General features: G+C 59.6%; 17 protein-coding genes. 3 read left to right on the plus strand and 14 right to left on the minus strand.

Annotation, left to right across the window (positions count from 1 at the left end):
• Positions 1–60: 60 nt before the first annotated feature.
• The 3 genes from ACYZTW_RS24000 to ACYZTW_RS24010 all read right to left on the minus strand — a co-directional run bounded on the left by ACYZTW_RS24000 (position 61) and on the right by ACYZTW_RS24010 (position 4,259).
• Positions 61–789 carry an amidotransferase gene (locus tag ACYZTW_RS24000; protein ID WP_462002085.1) on the minus strand — a complete coding sequence of 243 codons (729 nt, stop codon included), beginning with the start codon at positions 787–789 and terminating at the stop codon, positions 61–63.
• 95 nt (positions 790–884) lie between these two features.
• A complete protein-coding gene (locus tag ACYZTW_RS24005; RefSeq protein ID WP_462002086.1) occupies positions 885–3,029 on the minus strand; it encodes a 3-hydroxyacyl-CoA dehydrogenase NAD-binding domain-containing protein in 2,145 nt (714 codons plus the stop codon).
• A 24-nt stretch (positions 3,030–3,053) separates the two neighbouring features.
• Positions 3,054–4,259 carry an acetyl-CoA C-acetyltransferase gene (locus ACYZTW_RS24010; protein WP_462002087.1) on the minus strand — a complete coding sequence of 402 codons (1,206 nt, stop codon included), beginning with the start codon at positions 4,257–4,259 and terminating at the stop codon, positions 3,054–3,056.
• Between the two features lie 597 nt (positions 4,260–4,856).
• On the opposite strand from ACYZTW_RS24010, the gene ACYZTW_RS24015 reads away from it, so the two are divergent.
• Positions 4,857–5,678 (plus strand): c-type cytochrome, encoded by an 822-nt coding sequence (locus ACYZTW_RS24015; protein WP_462005833.1) that lies wholly within the window; start codon positions 4,857–4,859, stop codon positions 5,676–5,678.
• Positions 5,679–5,799: 121 nt separating this feature from the next.
• Here ACYZTW_RS24015 and ACYZTW_RS24020 read toward each other — a convergent pair whose 3' ends face one another.
• The 8 genes from ACYZTW_RS24020 to ACYZTW_RS24055 form a co-directional block, all read right to left on the minus strand.
• Entirely contained in the window at positions 5,800–6,609 is an 810-nt protein-coding gene (locus ACYZTW_RS24020) for a transglutaminase family protein (RefSeq protein ID WP_150655240.1), read from the minus strand.
• Complete coding sequence (locus ACYZTW_RS24025) at positions 6,606–7,556, minus strand: alpha-E domain-containing protein (RefSeq protein WP_008148807.1); 951 nt, start codon at positions 7,554–7,556, stop codon at positions 6,606–6,608. Before ACYZTW_RS24025 ends, ACYZTW_RS24020 begins: the two co-directional genes overlap by 4 nt.
• Positions 7,557–7,568: 12 nt before the next feature.
• Positions 7,569–8,978, minus strand: coding sequence for a circularly permuted type 2 ATP-grasp protein (locus ACYZTW_RS24030; protein WP_074874854.1), 1,410 nt, complete (start codon positions 8,976–8,978; stop codon positions 7,569–7,571).
• Between the two features lie 461 nt (positions 8,979–9,439).
• On the minus strand, positions 9,440–9,781 hold the full coding sequence (locus ACYZTW_RS24035) for a ribonuclease E inhibitor RraB (RefSeq protein ID WP_008148805.1): 342 nt from the start codon (positions 9,779–9,781) through the stop codon (positions 9,440–9,442).
• A 213-nt stretch (positions 9,782–9,994) separates the two neighbouring features.
• Entirely contained in the window at positions 9,995–10,228 is a 234-nt protein-coding gene (locus tag ACYZTW_RS24040; RefSeq protein WP_462002088.1) for a hypothetical protein, read from the minus strand.
• Between the two features lie 163 nt (positions 10,229–10,391).
• On the minus strand, positions 10,392–11,267 hold the full coding sequence (gene speE / locus ACYZTW_RS24045) for a polyamine aminopropyltransferase (protein WP_462002089.1): 876 nt from the start codon (positions 11,265–11,267) through the stop codon (positions 10,392–10,394).
• A gap of 261 nt (positions 11,268–11,528) precedes the next feature.
• Positions 11,529–11,720: a PLDc N-terminal domain-containing protein gene (locus tag ACYZTW_RS24050; RefSeq protein ID WP_438660699.1), complete on the minus strand. Its 192-nt coding sequence runs from the start codon at positions 11,718–11,720 to the stop codon at positions 11,529–11,531.
• Between the two features lie 70 nt (positions 11,721–11,790).
• Complete coding sequence (locus ACYZTW_RS24055) at positions 11,791–12,321, minus strand: hypothetical protein (RefSeq protein ID WP_462002090.1); 531 nt, start codon at positions 12,319–12,321, stop codon at positions 11,791–11,793.
• Between the two features lie 178 nt (positions 12,322–12,499).
• Between ACYZTW_RS24055 and ACYZTW_RS24060 the strand changes: the two genes are divergently transcribed.
• On the plus strand, positions 12,500–13,981 hold the full coding sequence (locus tag ACYZTW_RS24060) for a methyl-accepting chemotaxis protein (RefSeq protein WP_462002091.1): 1,482 nt from the start codon (positions 12,500–12,502) through the stop codon (positions 13,979–13,981).
• Positions 13,982–14,224: 243 nt separating this feature from the next.
• Entirely contained in the window at positions 14,225–14,590 is a 366-nt protein-coding gene (locus ACYZTW_RS24065) for a terminase (protein ID WP_462002092.1), read from the plus strand.
• On the opposite strand, the gene ACYZTW_RS24070 is transcribed toward ACYZTW_RS24065, so the two are convergent.
• The 3 genes from ACYZTW_RS24070 to ACYZTW_RS24080 form a co-directional block, all read right to left on the minus strand.
• A complete protein-coding gene (locus tag ACYZTW_RS24070) occupies positions 14,591–15,388 on the minus strand; it encodes an acyl-CoA thioesterase (RefSeq protein WP_462002093.1) in 798 nt (265 codons plus the stop codon).
• Positions 15,389–15,670: 282 nt separating this feature from the next.
• A complete protein-coding gene (locus ACYZTW_RS24075) occupies positions 15,671–16,438 on the minus strand; it encodes a CHAD domain-containing protein (protein ID WP_462002094.1) in 768 nt (255 codons plus the stop codon).
• Between the two features lie 45 nt (positions 16,439–16,483).
• Complete coding sequence (locus tag ACYZTW_RS24080) at positions 16,484–16,762, minus strand: hypothetical protein (RefSeq protein WP_010461623.1); 279 nt, start codon at positions 16,760–16,762, stop codon at positions 16,484–16,486.
• Between the last annotated feature and the right edge of the window lie 59 nt (positions 16,763–16,821).

Here is a 16,821-nt window from a genome sequence, read left to right on the forward strand (position 1 = left end):
CCACAATGATCTCTGCAACACCGGAGATCCACTGTGGGAGCGAGCCTGCTCGCGATGCTTTTAGCTTGAAACAGATGCTGGCTTGTGCGCCACAAACCGCATCATCCACTCCGCGACGGTAGTGCCGTGATGCTCGTGTTCAAGACTCGCCATACCTTTTGAATAAATCTGCTCGCCCAGCGCTTCCTGACGAATATCCAACAACGCGCGCGAATAATCGTGAATGAATTCCGGATGCCCCTGGAAGCACAGCACCTGATCGTTGATGTGATACGCGGCAAACGGGCAGAAATCGCTGGAAGCAATGACCGTGGCGTTTTCCGGAAGCGCGGTGACCTGATCCTGGTGGCTGATCAACAAGGTCAGTTCTTCCCTCACCGGGCTCATCCACGGCGCCTTGGCGGCGAGTTTGTAGTTGTGGGTGCCGACGCCCCAGCCTTGGGTCGCACGTTCGCTCTTGCCACCCAGCAGCAGCGCCAGCAGTTGATGGCCGAAGCACACACCCAGCAGTTTGTCGCCGCGCTCGTAGCGGGTCAGCAGGTAAGCCTTGAGGGTTTCGATCCACGGGTCGGTGCCGAAGGAATCGGCCTTGCTGCCGGTGACCAGGTAGGCATCGAACGTCAGCTCATCGCCGGGATACTCGCCCTGCATCACGTTGTACACGGTGAACTCGGCAGCGATGGGTTGCTGCGAAAACAGACGCTGGAACATCTGCCCGTAACCCTGATATTGATCGACCAGTTCCGGACGCAGGATGTCGGTTTCCAGAATGCAGATGCGTAACGACATAAAAAATACCTGACACGTGATGGGAATAATGCACACCCCAGAGCCTGCCTTGAAACACGGTGGCAAGGCAAGCCCCGGAATGCGTCACCCGTCCCCTAGAACGCCTCCCCTTTAGCCGCTTTCTGCAGCAACAGCGCTGGGGGTGTGAATCGCTCACCATACTGCTCCGCCAGGTACTGCGCGCGGGCGACGAAGTCTTTCACGCCGTACTGGTTGATGAACTGCAGCGCGCCGCCGGTCCAGGCGGCGAAGCCGATACCGAAGATCGAACCGACGTTGGCGTCCGCCGTCGAGGTCAACACCCCCTCCTCCACACAGCGCACGGTTTCGATGGATTGCACGAACAGGAGCCGATCACGCACGTCCTTCGGTGAAATCTGCCCGTCAGCCTTCTCGAAACGGCTTTTCAGCTCTGGCCACAGATGCTTCTGCCCACCGGCCGGGTAATCGTAGAAACCGCCTCCTGCTGCTTTACCGGGCCGTTTGTATTCGTTTAGCAACACATCAATCACGGCGAACGCTGGGTGCTCAATCAGCGGTTTCCCTTCTGCTTGCAGGTCTTTGGCGGTTTGCTGGCGGATATGGCTCATCAGGTTGAGGGAAACTTCGTCGGAGATCGCCAAAGGTCCGACCGGCATGCCGGCCTTGCGCGCTTCGGTCTCGATCATCGGCGCGCTCACGCCTTCGCCCAGCATGGCGATGCCTTCGTTGGTGAACGTGCCGAACACCCGCGAGGTGAAGAAGCCACGGCTGTCGTTGACCACAATCGGCGTTTTCTTGATTTGCAGGACGAAATCGAACCCGCGAGCCAGGGTTTCGTCACTGGTGTGGGCGCCCTTGATGATTTCCACCAGCGGCATTTTCTCCACGGGGCTGAAAAAATGCAGACCGATGAACTTGCTCTGATCCGGCACGGCGGTCGCGAGGCCGCTGATCGGCAAGGTCGACGTGTTGGAAGCAATCACCGCGTCCGGGCCAACGACTTTTTGCGCCGCCGAAGAGACGTTGGCTTTCAGATCGCGATCTTCAAACACCGCTTCAATGATCAGATCACAACCGGCCAGGTCGGCATCGCTTTCAGTGGGGTGAATTCGTGCCAGCGTTGCATCGCGCTGATCAGCACTCAATTGGCCACGAGCAACCTTCTTGTCCAGCAGCGCCGCCGAATGAGCCTTGCCCTTCTGCGCGGCCGCAAGGTTGATGTCCTTGAGCACCACGTCGATGCCGGCCGACGCGCTGACAAAGGCGATACCGGCGCCCATCATGCCTGCGCCCAGCACACCCACCCGACGCGTCACGTAGGGCGCAAAGCCCAGGGGCCGCGAGCCGCCGGCATTGATTTCATTGAGCTGGAACCAGAACGTGCCGATCAGGTTTTTCGACACCTGGCCGGTGGTCAATTCGGTGAAGTAGCGGGTTTCGATCAAATGTGCGGTGTCGAAATCCACCTGAGCACCTTCCACCGCAGCGCAGAGGATTTTCTCTGGCGCCGGCATGCAGCCCTGGGTTTTGCTGCGCAGGATCGACGGCGCGATGGCCAGCATTTGCGCGACTTTCGGGTTCGACGGCGTACCACCGGGTATCTGGTAACCCTTCACGTCCCAGCGCTGCACAACCGAAGGATTGGCGATAATCCAGGCGCGAGCCTTGGCCAGCAGTTCATCACGATCCGCCGCCAACTCATCAATCAAACCTGCCTGCAACGCCTGCTGCGGCCGGACTTTTTTGCCTTCGAGCAGATAGGGTAAAGCTTTTTCAATACCCAGCATCCGCACCATGCGCACCACCCCGCCGCCGCCCGGCAGCAGGCCAAGGGTCACTTCCGGCAGGCCGAGTTGCACCGACGGGTTGTCCAGCGCAACCCGGTGATGGCACGCCAGGCAGATTTCCCAACCGCCGCCCAACGCGGCGCCGTTGATCGCGGCGACCACCGGTTTACCGAGGGTCTCGAGGGTGCGCAGTTGCCCTTTGAGTGTCAGCACCCTGTCATAGAAGGCTTTGGCTTCGGGTTTGCCGACCTTGATCAGTTCGTTGAGGTCGCCGCCGGCGAAAAAGGTTTTCTTGGCCGAGGTGATGATCACGCCAGCGATGGTGTCTTTGTCGGCAACGAGTCTGGCGACACACGCGGCCATGGCTTCGCGGTAGACCGCATTCATGGTGTTGGCGCTCTGGCCCGGCATGTCGATGGTCAGGACGACGATCTGGTCCTGACCTTTTTCGTAACGAATGGCTTCAGTCATGGAAGGTTTCCTTGAAGTCGGGGCTCAGAGGCGTTCGATGATGGTGGCAATGCCCATGCCGCCACCGACACACAGCGTCGCGAGGCCATAGCGCAGGCGCCGGGTTTCCAGTTCATCGAGCAGCGTGCCGAGGATCGCGCAGCCAGTGGCACCCAGCGGGTGGCCCATGGCGATGGAGCCACCGTTGACGTTGACCTTGTCCGGGTCGATCGCCATGTCCTTGATGAATTTCAGCACCACCGAGGCAAAGGCTTCGTTGACTTCGAACAGGTCGATGTCTTCGACCCGCAGCCCGGCTTTGGCCAGTGCCTTGCGGGTGGCCGGCGCGGGGCCGGTGAGCATGATGGTCGGGTCGGTGCTGGTGACGGCGGTGGCGACGATTCGCGCCCGTGGTTGCAAGCCAAGCGCCCGGCCCTTGGCCTCTGAACCGATCAGCATCAGCGCCGCGCCATCGACAATCCCGGAACTGTTACCCGCCGTGTGCACGTGGTTGATCCGCTCAACATGGCTGAAGACCCGAAGCGCGGTGGCATCAAAGCCCATTTGCCCGATCATCTCGAAGCTCGGCTTGAGCTTGCCCAAGCCTTCCATGGTCGATTCGGCGCGGATGAATTCATCGTGATCGAGCAGGATAATGCCGTTCTGGTCCTGCACCGGCACCAGCGATTTATTGAACGACCCGTCGGCCCTTGCCCGCGCAGCCTTTTGCTGGGAGTGCAGCGCATAGGCATCGACGTCTTGACGGCTGAAGCCTTCCAACGTGGCGATCAGGTCAGCGCCCACGCCTTGAGGGGCGAAATGGCTGTGAAAACTGGTTTCCGGGTCCTGCGCCCAGGCACCGCCATCGCTGCCCATCGGCACGCGGGACATGGACTCGACGCCGCCGACCACCACCAGGTCTTCGAAGCCGGAACGCACTTTCATCGCCCCAAGGTTCACCGCCTCCAGCCCCGAGGCGCAGAAGCGATTGATTTGTAAACCCGCCACGCTGACGTCCCAATCGGCCACCTGGGTCGCGGTTTTGGCGATGTCGGAACCCTGATCGCCGATGGGCGTCACGCAGCCCAGTACCACATCGTCGACCTGACTGGTGTCGAGGGAAGTGCGCCGTTGCAGCGCAGTGAGCAGCCCGGCTACCAGGTTCACCGGTTTGACGCTGTGCAAGGCGCCATTGGCTTTACCTTTGCCGCGGGGCGTGCGTAACGCGTCGAAAATAAAAGCGTGGGTCATGACGTCCTCGAACCTGGGCGGGGGAGTAAATACAGAGTCTCCACCTTAGGCCGAGCGGCCATGGATTCAATGACCGCAGCGCTCACTGACGTTGACGGTCACGCTCAGACGGACGGTAGGCAACGACCCAATTAACCGATTCAAGACACCAAGCTGTCTAGCAAACGGGCGCCCAAGAAGCTGGCAATAGGCCTCATGCCTTTTTAAGAGCAATTTATGTGAAGCCCATACGAAATGGATCTAAACCAAGCGTGACGCGGGCTCTAAGGTGAACTTGTACGAAGTTGTCGTCGGGTTTTGCCGAGGCGCTCGTCAAACAGGAAGTGCAACGCTCTGCCGTCATGGAGAAATGCAGGCAGGCATCAGGAAATAACAATAAAGGCGGTCAAGCCATGTTCAAACAATCGAAAGTACGTCAAGCCGGGCTCATTCTTTTCGCCACTACGCTGTTGTTGATTTTGCCGAACCTGACCAAGGTGATCGGTTAGTCGGTCAATAAAAAATACGGCGCCAGGTTTTATATCGCCCTCTAAAAATGTGACTGGCTCGCTACCCGGGCCAGCGTGGGTGTGCCAACCTTTGCGGCACTTCCACGACATGGACGGCGATCACTTGAAAAAGCTCATTCTGTTTGGGGCCTTGCTGCTCAGCATGCCTCTGTCTGCCGCACAGCTGAACCTTGAGCTGGGTGCGAGCAGCCGCACCTGGCAAACCGAGGAGTTGCTCAAGCATCCTCAGGTTCAGACCATCACCATTAACAACGACGTTTCCTACAAACGGGACATGAGCTATCGCGCTGTTCCGGTGGCTGCGTTGTTGACCGGCATCAAGCCTGAAGACCATTTACAGGCGGTAGCCCTGGATGGTTTTGCCGCAGAACTGTCGGCTGCGCCGTTACTCAATACCCAGGGTGCGCGTGCGTGGCTGGCGATTGAAGAACCCGCCAAGCCGTGGCCACCGCTGTCGGAAGGCAAACCTGGCGCCGGGCCGTTCTATCTGGTCTGGACCGATCCGCAGGCGGGCGATATCAGCCCCGAGCAATGGCCATTTCAAGTGGCGAGCATCAAGCGCATGGCACCGGTGGCCGAGCGCTTCCCTGCCCTGCTGCCCGATCCGGCGTTGAAGGCTGACGATCCGGTAAATAAGGGCTTTGCGCTGTTTCAGAAAAATTGCCTGGCATGTCATCGACTGAACGGCGCCGGGGATGCGCAGTTTGGGCCGGACCTGAATATTCCGTTTAACCCGACCGAGTACTTCGGCGCGGATTTCCTCAAGCGCTACATTCGTGATCCGCAGAGCTTGCGCCAGTGGCCACAGGCGAAGATGCCCGGGTTCTCGGCGACAGTGTTGCCGGACGGGGATCTGGAGAGGTTGGTGGGGTATTTGAAGCACATGGCTGGGCGCAAGATTCAGCCCTGACACTATCCCCTGTGGGAGCGAGCCTGCTCGCGAAAGCGGTGTGTCAGCTACAAATTTGCTGACTGAAAGACCGCTTTCGCGAGCAGGCTCGCTCCCACAGGGGGTTTTATGGTGTTCCTGATTATTGCTGCTGGACCGAGATGACCGGAGTCGGTGTCGGTGACACAAACACCTTCGCATGCATCTGCTCGCACCCACCGCCACGGCGCATGCCACGTACCGGGCAGGCATCCAGATAATCCAGACCCACCGCCAGTTTCAGATGACGCTCAGGCCGTGCCAATTCATTGGTCACGTCAAAGCTGTACCAGGCGTCGTCGAGCCAGGCTTCCGCCCAGGCGTGACTGGCCAGGTGTTCGCTGTTCTCGCTGTACAAATAGCCCGACACATAACGCGACGGAATGCCCAGGCTGCGAGCGCAGGCGAGAAACGCATGGGTGTGGTCCTGACAGACGCCCGAACGCCCGGCGAAGGCCTGGGCGGCGCTGGTGTCCACTTCAGTGGAGCCCGGCGTGTAGGTCATGTGCTGGTTCAGGCCATGCATCAAGTCGATCAGCGCCGTGCGATCCCGGCGTTGCTTGCATTCTTTCTCGGCGAACGCACGCAGGGCTTCGTCGGCTTCGGTCAGGCGGGTGAAGCGCAGGAACGGCAGCGCCGACTGGCTTTCATGCTCCGCCTCACGCAATTCGTCGATGTCCACCTGGCCCCGGGCGCCGATGATGATCGCCTCGTGAGGCTCGTCCAGGGTCAGCACGTGCAGGATGTTGCCGAACGGATCGAGTTGCGCGCGCACTGGGCGCGGCAGGTCGAGCTGCCAGCTGAGCACGTGCTGGCGCTCGCTGTCGTGGGGTGTCAGTCGCAGGTACTGGATGCTCGCCCGCACCTGATCTTCGTAGTGATAGGTGGTCTCGTGGCTAATGGAAAGTCTCATGCAGCCTCCAGGTAGGAACTGTGTATGGCGTTACCCAACTGGCGCACCAGAGGGATGAACTCGGTCAGCCAGGCGTGCAGGCCTTCGTCGAGAATTTCGGTGATGCCGGTATAGCGCAGGCGTGCGTCCATTTCCGCGGCCAGGCGTTGCGCAGGACGACCGTTGGCCCCCGGCAACTGGGCAAGGATCTGGTCGATTTCTTCGGTACAGGCCCGCAACGAACGCGGAACATCAGCGCGCAGCAACAGCAATTCGGCCACATGCCGGGCGCCAGGCGCATCGCGGTAGATTTCGGTGTAGGCCTCGAACGAGGACAACGCCCTTAGCAAAGCGCTCCACTGGTAATAGGCGTGCGCCGTGCCGTCGCTGACCGCCTCGGCCTGATCGCCGGCCATTTCGTAGCGGGCATCAAGCAGGCGCAGCGTGTTGTCCGCCCTTTCAATAAACGTCCCCAGACGAATGAAGCGGAACGCGTCGTTACGCATGATGGTGCCGTAGGACGCGCCGCGGAACAGGTGGGAACGTTCCTTGATCCACTCACAGAAACGGCTCATGCCGTAGCGACTCAAGCCTTGATCAGCTATCCCGCGAATTTCCAGCCAGGTGGCATTGATGTTTTCCCACATGTCGGCGGTGATTCGCCCACGCACCGCATGGGCACTGGCCCGCGCGGCGCCGAGGCAGCTGTAGATGCTCGCCGGGTTGGCCGCGTCCAGGGCGAAGAAATGCAGCAGCCGTTCGGCGTGCAATTCGCCGTGGCGCTCCAGGTAATCGTCCAGGGTCCCGGTGATCAACAACGGCATGGCGAGTTCATGCAGGCCATCACCACGGCCATCCTGTGGCATCAGCGACAGCGAATAACTGATGTCGAGCATCCGTGCGAGGTTTTCCGCCCGCTCCAGGTAACGCGACATCCAATACAAATCCGAGGCAGTTCTACTTAACATGGCAGGCTTCCTTCAATCCTCGACCACCCAGGTGTCCTTGGTTCCACCGCCCTGGGATGAATTCACCACCAGAGAGCCTTCGCGCAGGGCAACACGGGTCAAACCGCCGGGCACAACCCGGGTTTCGCGGCCAGACAATACAAACGGACGCAGGTCGATGTGGCGTGGAGCGATGCCGTTTTCGACAAAGGTCGGACAGGTCGACAGGGACAACGTCGGTTGGGCGATGTACGCATGGGGCTTGGCTTTGATCCGCGCGCGAAATGACTCGATTTCCGCCGCCGTCGCCGCCGGCCCGACCAGCATTCCGTAACCGCCGGAGCCCTGGGTTTCCTTGACCACCAGTTCCGGAAGATTGGCCAGTACGTGGGACAGTTCAGAGGGATTACGACACTGCCACGTCGGCACATTCTTCAGGATCGGCTCTTCATCCAGGTAGAAACGGATCATGTCCGTGACGAAGGGATACACCGACTTGTCGTCCGCGACCCCGGTACCGATGGCATTCGCCAGCACGACGTTGCCAGAGCGGTACGACGACAGCAGCCCTGGAACGCCGAGCATCGAGTCCGGGTTGAACGCCAGCGGATCAAGGAACGCATCGTCGAGGCGACGGTAGATCACGTCGACGGCTTTAGGCCCGTCCGTGGTGCGCATGAATACCTTGTCATCCCGCACGAACAGGTCCGCGCCTTCCACCAGCTCAACGCCCATTTCCCGCGCCAGAAACGCATGTTCAAAGAACGCGCTGTTAAAACGACCCGGCGTCAGTACCACCACGCTCGGGTTATCAATCGGGCTGGAGCTTTTCAGGGTGTCGAGCAACAGGTTGGGATAGTGGTCGATAGGGGCAATGCGCTGGGCCGCGAACAACTCGGGGAACAACCGCATCATCATCTTGCGGTCTTCCAGCATGTAGCTGACGCCGCTCGGTGTACGAAGGTTGTCTTCGAGCACGTAGTACGTGCCGTCGCCATCGCGCACCAGATCGACACCGGAGATGTGGGAATAGATATCGCGGTGCAGATCCAGCCCTTGCATCGCCAACTGGTATTGCTCGTTGGCCAGCACTTGCTCGGCCGGAATGATGCCGGCCTTGATAATGCGCTGCTCGTGATAGAGGTCGGCGAGGAACATGTTCAACGCCTTGACCCGCTGAATACAGCCGCGCTCGACAACTCGCCATTCACTGGCGGGGATGCTGCGGGGGATGGTGTCGAAGGGAATCAGGCGCTCTGTCCCTTGCTCATCACCATAGAGCGTGAAGGTAATCCCGGCGCGATGAAATAACAGATCGGCCTCGCGTCGCCGTTGTGCCAAAAGCTCGTCAGGCGTTTCGGCCAGCCAACGGGCAAACTCCCGATAATGCGGGCGGACCTGGCCGCCGGCATCGTACATCTCATCAAAATAGGTGCGGATCATGCCGTACTCCTTGTCACCCGGACATCTGGGCTTCGCAAAGCCCGTGCCATCGGCATAAACGCTTTGATATCAATCAGTTGGATAATCGCACCGCACGCACCGCACCAATCCTGTGCGGTAAATGCCCCCACCTGATCGCCCCCGCTTCATTGCGACGCAATGTTGTCGCCTATCACCAGCATAGTCAGAGTTGATTTCACTGCCCGGGAGTCGCTGCGGATAATCCGCGCATTCGCTGGAAATCTTGACGAACTTCCCTTTAGCCGCCGGTTTAGGCGGCTTTTTTTTGCGTTTTTGAAACGTTATGAATCAAAAACACGATCAATAGATCGCAGCCTCGTTTCACTCGACAGCGCCTACAGGAGAAAACGAGGCTGCGATTTTTGGCCTTTTCAAACCGCGAAAACGAAAACGGCCAACCCTGAGGTCAGCCGTTGCTGAATGTTGTCACTGTTCATAAGTTATGCGAGTCGCCCTCGTACCTCCTGCTTGACGCCCCATCCTTCGATGATGCCGCCCAAAGGCTCGACCACCGCCTCGAAATCCTGCTCAAAGTCGCCGATGCCGTCATAGGTGGCGTACATCACTTTGCTCAGTTCCAGGTACCACGCGCCGTCATCGCGCACGCTGATTTGTGCATTCAAGGATTCACCACAGTAGTGCCCTGCCGCCCTGCGCGCCCGCTCCTCGTCCGGGAAAATGGCGTAGAACTCGATGGGATGGAATCGTGAAAAGTCGAAACCGCCTTCTTTCATGCGGCGCAAGACGCTGGTGCTGATGTCTTCTTGATAGGCTGTGCTCATGAAACGTCCCCCTCAGACTGATGGATAGACTTTCCGTATTCCCGACACTCGCAACCGAATGGGGCGAGCGATGCGGCAACAACGTTGCCGGTGGGAAGCAAGCATGTAGCTGACAAGACCAGACCTTAGCGATCCGTTCGCTGATCTCGATTGCAGAGTAGCGCCAAGACAGAGCCGCTGCCAAGGTCTGGTTAGGAATGTGACAGGAGATGTTCAGATTGGCGTAATGCCGAGGATTTCAATGCTGCACTGGTTCTTCAGACTTTTGACAGTCGGATCATCGGCGCGCCCTTCCAGATCGTTGAGGTCCAGTTCGGCAGCCACAGGCAGACGCCGGGCGCGTATGAGTTTCGCGGCTTGCTCGTTGTCCGGGCATTCATCGCTCTCGAACACCTCGTCAACTTTTTCACCGTGATCATCAACGAAAGTGACTTTCCACTTTTGCATCAGGTGCCTCCTCGATAAAACCCATGGATGGGCTTACATGTATCTCGACATTCTTCCCCGGCCAATCGTTCAACCGGTCCTTCTATAAGTGAAGCATGAAAAAAGGGCCATCTGCGGTGTGTTTTCACACAACCTGAGACGGCCCTTTCTGGCTTGCTCGAAATCAGTCGTTGCTAGGTTTGTTCACAGCCTGCAGAACGTATTGCGGCAAGGCGAACGCGCCGATGTGGATTTCCGGGTTGTAGTAGCGAGTGATGATGCCGCTGCCGGCGAAGCGCTGCTGCAGGGTTTCGCGGGATAATTTGCGATAGGCGGTATTGGTCGCGCCCCAGGCGAAGGTCATGGCGCCGCCGATGTAGGTCGGCACCGCCGCCTGATAGAAGTGCCAGTCCGGGAACAGGCTACGCAGGCGCCCGGAGGTGGTTTTGACTTCTTCGATTTGCATGAACGGCGTGCCGTTCTGGGTCACCAGGATGCCGCCTTCGTTCAGGCAGCGACGGCAGGCCTGGTAGAAGTTTTCGGAGAACAACACTTCACCCGGGCCGATCGGGTCGGTGGAGTCAGAAATGATCACGTCGAATTTTTCGGTGGTGGTGGCGACGAAACGCATACCGTCGTCGATCACCAGGTTCAGGCGTGGATCGTCGAACGCACCCTTGGAGTGGTTCGGCAGGAATTCCTTGCACATGTCGACCACGGTGCCGTCGATCTCGACCATGGTGATGTGCTCGATGCTGCGGTGCTTGGCCACTTCACGCAGCATGCCGCCGTCGCCGCCACCGATGATCAGCACGCGCTTGGCGGTGCCATGCGCCAGGATCGGCACGTGGGTGAGCATCTCGTGGTAGATGAATTCGTCGGCTTCGGTGGTCTGGATCACGCCGTCCAGCGCCATGACACGGCCCATGCGCGGGTTTTCGAAAATCACCAGGTGTTGGTGTTCGGTGCGCACTTCGTGCAGCAGTTTTTCCATGCGAAAACGCTGGCCGTAGCCTTCGTAGAGGGTTTCCAGGTACTCGCTGGTTGGGGTGTTGCTCATGGGAAGTGCTCCGATGAATGCGGGTGGCAACGGACGGTTACCCGCCCATGATGGCCAATCGATCAGCTCGATTGCCCGGGAAAGGCGCGCATTCTACGTTGCGGAACATGACAGGTCGAACGTCACTTGATGGCGCGACACAATCCTGTGGGAGCTGGCTTGCCTGCGATGCAGGCACCGCGGTCTGTCAGACACACCGCAGCGACCCCATCGCGGGCAAGCCACGCTCCCACAGGTTCGGTGTTGCTTCCGGGAAACCGGTCAGATCCGCACATTGCCCCGTGGCCCGGCAATGGCCCAGATGATCAGCCCGAGGACCGGCAGCAGCAGGATCAACAGCACCCAGACGATTTTCATCCCGGTGTCGGCGCCGCTTTTCAGCACGTTGATGATTGCCCAGATGTCCAGGACAAGAATAATCAGGCCAATCAGACCGTTGAACGTAGAACCCATGGTGACGCTCCCTAAGCGTGGTATGCACTCTTAGGATAGCCGGCCATTGCGACGGTTCCGTTTTATTCCATCAAACGTGGATGGCCACTTTCAAGGCTTCCAGGGAAGGTGCGGCAGCGATACCAACCTTGGCGCACAACTCGAGCACCCGCGGCACGTCGTTGCCGTAGACCAGCACCACTTGCAGTTCGTCGTCGAGCAACTGACTGAAGTTCATCAGCGTGTAACCGCCGTTTTCCTTGTTCATGCTGCTCATTTGCACCTGAATGCGATTGAGCGCGGTCAGGGCTTCAGCCTTGGCCAGTTGCTTGGGTTTGATATTGAAATCAACCCCGGGCCCGAACGAGGCGACGATCTGGGCGAACAGGTCCATGTAGGTGTCGGCCTGGAACAGCACAGTCTCCGGCAAACTGCCGACCACCACCCACTCGCCCAGCGGAATCGGGAACGTGTCGTCGTAGTTGATATCCGGATTGGCCGTCAGAAAAGCCTCGGGATCGGCGTAGGCCTGGGCCGCCTCGTCAGCGACTTTCAGGATTTCGTCATCGCTCATGCACCCGGAGCTGATTTTGCTGATGAGTTCGATGAGTGCGGCTTTCATGGGGCGGAATCCTGTAGCGAGGGAATTTTGAAGGCGCGAAGAATAGCGCATTACGCCCCGCAATTCCTGTTCGCGAGCATGGCCGGGATTGTTGACTCACATCAAGATCCGGCGCCCTGAGTAGCGGCACAATACTGGCACCTTGCCTAAACTGTTTCCGCTATCAGAGAAGACCTCCATGGGTGCCTGGCTTAGCAATATCTCGCTGAAATACAAATTCTGGGCGGTCAACGCCGTCGCTTTCATCACGACCTTGTTGCTGGTGTTGTATGCCGTGCAACTCGAACAACAGGCCCGCAGCCATGCTTCCCAAGCGTCGGCACAAGCCCAGGCGCGTCTGCTCATTGCCTGGCCCGCCGGGCAACCGCTCCCCAAAGCCGATAACGTACTGACCTTCAGTCGCGGGCAGGCACCGTTGCTGAACGGGCAGCCGGTACTGGAACTGGCCGATACCAACGGCTGGGTCGGGATCAATGCCATGCCGCTGTTCGGCGACAACCCGTTGATGGGTGCCGAAGTGTTTACGCGCACGGATGGCAATCAGGTTGCGGTGATTGCCCATGGCCCGAGCCTGACTCAGGTCTTTGGCGAGCGTTTTCCCAACTATGCCGTGGCGGTGGCGATCCTGATGCTGGCGATGCTCGGCGCTTCGCAATTGTTGATCCGCTTCCTGCTCAGTCAGCTCAATACGCTGAAGGACGTGATGCTCCACGTCGAGAAAACCGGTGACCTGTCAGCCCGTGTCCCGTTGGCCTGCACTGACGAAGTCGGGCAGATGGCCAATGCCTTCAACGCCATGCAGGCCGGTTACCAGCGGGTGGTCAATACCGTCGCCAGCACCGCCCGGCAACTGGATGTCGGCGCGGCGCGGCTGGCGTCGAGCATGAACGAGGTGCGTCACGGCATGCTCGGCCAGCAAAGCGAAACCGATCAGGCCGCCACGGCGATCAACGAAATGACCGCCACGGTCTATCACATTGCCCAGCACGCCGGCGCCACCCGAGACCTCTCGCAAACCGCCGACACCCTGGCCGGCAGCGGGCAGGAAGTGGTCAGCCGGGTGCAGAAGTCGATTGCCGGTTTGTCCAGCGGGGTGCAGCAGACTGCCGAGATGATTCAGCGTCTGGCCGAGGACAGTCAGAAGATCAACGGCGTGGTCAGTGTGATTCACAGCATCGCCGAGCAGACCAATCTGCTGGCGCTGAACGCAGCGATTGAGGCGGCCCGGGCCGGTGAAATGGGGCGCGGTTTTGCGGTTGTTGCCGATGAAGTGCGCAACCTGGCCAAGCGTGTCCAGATCTCCACTGACGAGATCACAATCATGGTTTCGGCGTTGCAGGCCGGGACTCGGGACGCGGTGGACTTCATGCAGGAAAGCTCGTTCAAGGCCGACGATTGCGTGCAGCAGGCTCAGGAGGCCGGCGCAGCCTTGGCGGAGATCATCAGCGCGGTGGCGCAGATGCGCGAAAGCAATACGCAGATCGCAGTGGCGGCCGAGCAGCAGAGCCACGTGGCGGAAGAGATGAATCGGGCGGTGGTGAGCATTCGGGATGTGACCGAGAACACCGTGCAGCAGACCGTGGATTCAGCGACTACCAGCAATGAGCTGGCGGCGTTGGCCGGGGAATTGAGCAAGGCTATCGGTCAGCTCAAGCTGTAAGGGCCCCATCGCGAGCAGGCTCGCTCCCACAGTGGATCTCTTTTGTACCAAAAATTAATGGTCACTGAAGATCACATGTGGGAGCGAGCCGGCTCCGGGCGGCGATCCGACGAAGGCGTCAGTCCGGTCAACATCAATATTGAACATGACACCTATCACTCCGATAGCCAGCCTTGATTCGCCGACTTGTTTGGCCCGGCCTATTCTTTGTTCAAGAGCCTCAACGAACCAAGGATTACCATCATGGGCAAACGTCACCCCAACCTCCCCGCCTGGCAATGGCGAGCGTACCCGAACAATCACCAGCACCCGACCAATCTGGTGCTGCACCTGATTGCCGTGCCGCTGTTCATCGTGGCGTTTCTGCTGATTGTCTCGGGGGTGTTCAGTCTGAGTTTCGCGAATGTCGCGATTGGCGTCATCGGCCTGTTCGCCGCCCTCGGCCTGCAACGCCACGGTCACCGCCTGGAGACGCAGGCTTCCGAGCCGTTCAGTGATCGCAAAGATGCCGTGTCGCGCTTGCTGGTCGAGCAGTTTCTGACCTTCCCACGGTTCTTCCTGAGCGGCGGCTGGTGGCGCGCCTGGCGTGAGCGCCACCGTCGTCACTGATCAGGCGAAAATCGTCACCGTCTGCCGGCTCATGGCAATCAACTGACCGTCCGCACTCCACAGCTTCGCGGCGGCATGACCGTAGCCGTCAGCGGCATACTCGATTTCGACGAGGTATTTGCACCAGTCCAGCGTGCTCAGTTCAAGCAACGGTTGGACGAATTCGAGGGTCCAGGTCAGCGTGCTGCCCATCGCCGGTTTCTTCAGGTGCGGCAACAGGGCCGGTGGCCAGGCGTCGACCAGCGCCAGGATATGCGACTCGCTGACCGCCTCTTCCTTCACGTCCCCACGCAAGCGTACCCAGCCGCCCATTTCGCGGGATTTGTTGCCCGTGAACGGCAGACCGCCGACGCTCCAGCGCATCGCCACATGCCGCATGAATTCCGGGAGTACGCCTTTGATGAACGGCAGTTCCTCGCAGTCGTCCCAATGCTTCATCTCGGGTGCCGGTTCGGCGGTCACCGCCACTTCCGACGGTCGCGAGGCACCGAAGCTGCCCTGGACCAACGTCACCACCTGGCCCTTCTGCATTGCCCGGCCGAGTACCTGGCTGACCGCTTTGCCTTCGCGCAAAACATCGACTTCAAAGCTGACCGGCACTTCAGGCTCGACCGGACCGACAAAGGTGATCGCCAGCGAGCGCACCGGACGATCCGCCGGGACTTTTGCGCGCATCGCTTCGTACTGCAAGGCGGCCACCAGGCCACCGAAACTGGCACGCCCCTGAGCCCATTCGGCCGGAATAGATAGCTCCAGCGGCTGGCTGCGGACAGCGTCGAGCAGATCGGAAAAGCGCATGGAAACCTCGGAGCAGAAAAAGGATGAAGGGATCTTAACCAGCCTGCGGGGGCGGCACAGCGCTTATTCCGGCCAAAGAGGCTGACAGATAGGCCGGATAACACCGCCGCCCCTTGTAGCAGCTGCCGAAGGCTGCGTTCGGCTGCGCAGCAGTCGTAAAACCTGCCAATGCGATTTTACAGCTATCACCGAGATAACCGGATTAGCGACTGCTTCGCCCGAGCGCGGACCGAGCCGAACGCAGCCTTCGGCAGCTGCTACATAGAGCAGTATGTGGTGGTTTCAGGATTTGAAACAGGCGGCGCTGAGTTTATCGAGGACGCGGTCGGCGCGGCCTTCGGCCTTGGCCATGGTGGTTTTCCAGACTGCGACGCAGGGCTGCAAATCGGCTTCCTGTTCGGCCCTGGCCAGCCATTGCCAGCAGTCGTGCCAATCGCCCAAGGCAACTTGCGCGGACTTCAAGCGCGGCATCGCCGCTTTCGGCAGTCGATCCAGTTCGGGATAGGCTTCGATGCCATAGCGCACGCGCTTGATCAGCAGGCGTAAACGGTGGCGATCATGTGCCGGATCGTGCAGGGCTTTGTCGAGTTTTTTCCACTGCTTGGCCAACCGTTTTTCGATGCGCTGACGCAAGCCCTTGAGCAAGCCCTGACGTTGGGAGGCCCGCAGAAAACGCGGAAAGGCGTCGAGGATCATCAGCAACTGCGCCACTTCAGGACTCGCCGCCACCGCTGGATAAGCCTCGGCCATCTGCGCCATGCGCCGTTGCGCCGCCTCAGGTTGATCATGCTGGAGCAAGTACGCCGCCAGCACTTCGCGATCGCGCAACGGCGTGGTCAGGTCGCCGACCCGGGACGCCGCCGCTTCCAGCTGTTCGACCCCGGGCAATCCGCGCAATGGCCGCAACAGACTGCGCAAACGGCGAACCGTGGTGCGCAGATCGTGCAGTGCTTCAGGGTCGGTGCGCGCACTCAAGCGTGCCTGACAGGCCAGCAAACGGACTTCCAGGCCCAGGACATGAGCCACCAACCGATCAACCAAGGCAGACATCACTTGCTCCCTGAATCGAATTTCCCTCAATGCCTACATCATGCCTCAACGACCAGCGCGAGATTCACGAATATAGAAACGCGCCTTCTCGGCCTTCTTGGTGCAGCCTTCGAAGCCTTCGAATTGCTGCTGGGTCTTGGCCGCAGTCAACAGCGACAGGGCCTTGGAGTAGCTGACGGTGCCAGCGAAACCTTCGGCCTTGGCCAGATCCAGTTCATGCCACGCGGCATCAAGCCCGCTACCGCAGCTGTCACGGTAAGCAGTTTTTCCGGCGCAACCGGCGAGTGCCAGGGCAATCAAAGGCACACAGATCCAGGCTTTCATTACTCACACCTCAAAGATAGGTAAACAGTCGTGCAGTTAAGACGGTCTGGCGCGTGAAA

The sequence above is a fragment of the Pseudomonas sp. LB3P25 genome (genome assembly GCF_054897985.1).

Coding starts and splice junctions, on each gene's coding strand:
- ACYZTW_RS24035 (WP_008148805.1), bottom strand. CDS start 9,781: ATGAGCACAGCCTATCAAGAAGACATCAGCACCAGCGTCTTGCGCCGC.
- ACYZTW_RS24070 (WP_462002093.1), bottom strand. CDS start 15,388: ATGCGCTTTTCCGATCTGCTCGACGCTGTCCGCAGCCAGCCGCTGGAG.
- ACYZTW_RS24060 (WP_462002091.1), top strand. CDS start 12,500: ATGGGTGCCTGGCTTAGCAATATCTCGCTGAAATACAAATTCTGGGCG.
- ACYZTW_RS24055 (WP_462002090.1), bottom strand. CDS start 12,321: ATGAAAGCCGCACTCATCGAACTCATCAGCAAAATCAGCTCCGGGTGC.
- ACYZTW_RS24080 (WP_010461623.1), bottom strand. CDS start 16,762: ATGAAAGCCTGGATCTGTGTGCCTTTGATTGCCCTGGCACTCGCCGGT.
- ACYZTW_RS24015 (WP_462005833.1), top strand. CDS start 4,857: ATGGACGGCGATCACTTGAAAAAGCTCATTCTGTTTGGGGCCTTGCTG.
- ACYZTW_RS24040 (WP_462002088.1), bottom strand. CDS start 10,228: ATGCAAAAGTGGAAAGTCACTTTCGTTGATGATCACGGTGAAAAAGTT.
- speE (WP_462002089.1), bottom strand. CDS start 11,267: ATGAGCAACACCCCAACCAGCGAGTACCTGGAAACCCTCTACGAAGGC.
- ACYZTW_RS24025 (WP_008148807.1), bottom strand. CDS start 7,556: ATGTTAAGTAGAACTGCCTCGGATTTGTATTGGATGTCGCGTTACCTG.
- ACYZTW_RS24000 (WP_462002085.1), bottom strand. CDS start 789: ATGTCGTTACGCATCTGCATTCTGGAAACCGACATCCTGCGTCCGGAA.
- ACYZTW_RS24050 (WP_438660699.1), bottom strand. CDS start 11,720: ATGGGTTCTACGTTCAACGGTCTGATTGGCCTGATTATTCTTGTCCTG.
- ACYZTW_RS24020 (WP_150655240.1), bottom strand. CDS start 6,609: ATGAGACTTTCCATTAGCCACGAGACCACCTATCACTACGAAGATCAG.
- ACYZTW_RS24005 (WP_462002086.1), bottom strand. CDS start 3,029: ATGACTGAAGCCATTCGTTACGAAAAAGGTCAGGACCAGATCGTCGTC.
- ACYZTW_RS24030 (WP_074874854.1), bottom strand. CDS start 8,978: ATGATCCGCACCTATTTTGATGAGATGTACGATGCCGGCGGCCAGGTC.
- ACYZTW_RS24065 (WP_462002092.1), top strand. CDS start 14,225: ATGGGCAAACGTCACCCCAACCTCCCCGCCTGGCAATGGCGAGCGTAC.
- ACYZTW_RS24010 (WP_462002087.1), bottom strand. CDS start 4,259: ATGACCCACGCTTTTATTTTCGACGCGTTACGCACGCCCCGCGGCAAA.
- ACYZTW_RS24075 (WP_462002094.1), bottom strand. CDS start 16,438: ATGTCTGCCTTGGTTGATCGGTTGGTGGCTCATGTCCTGGGCCTGGAA.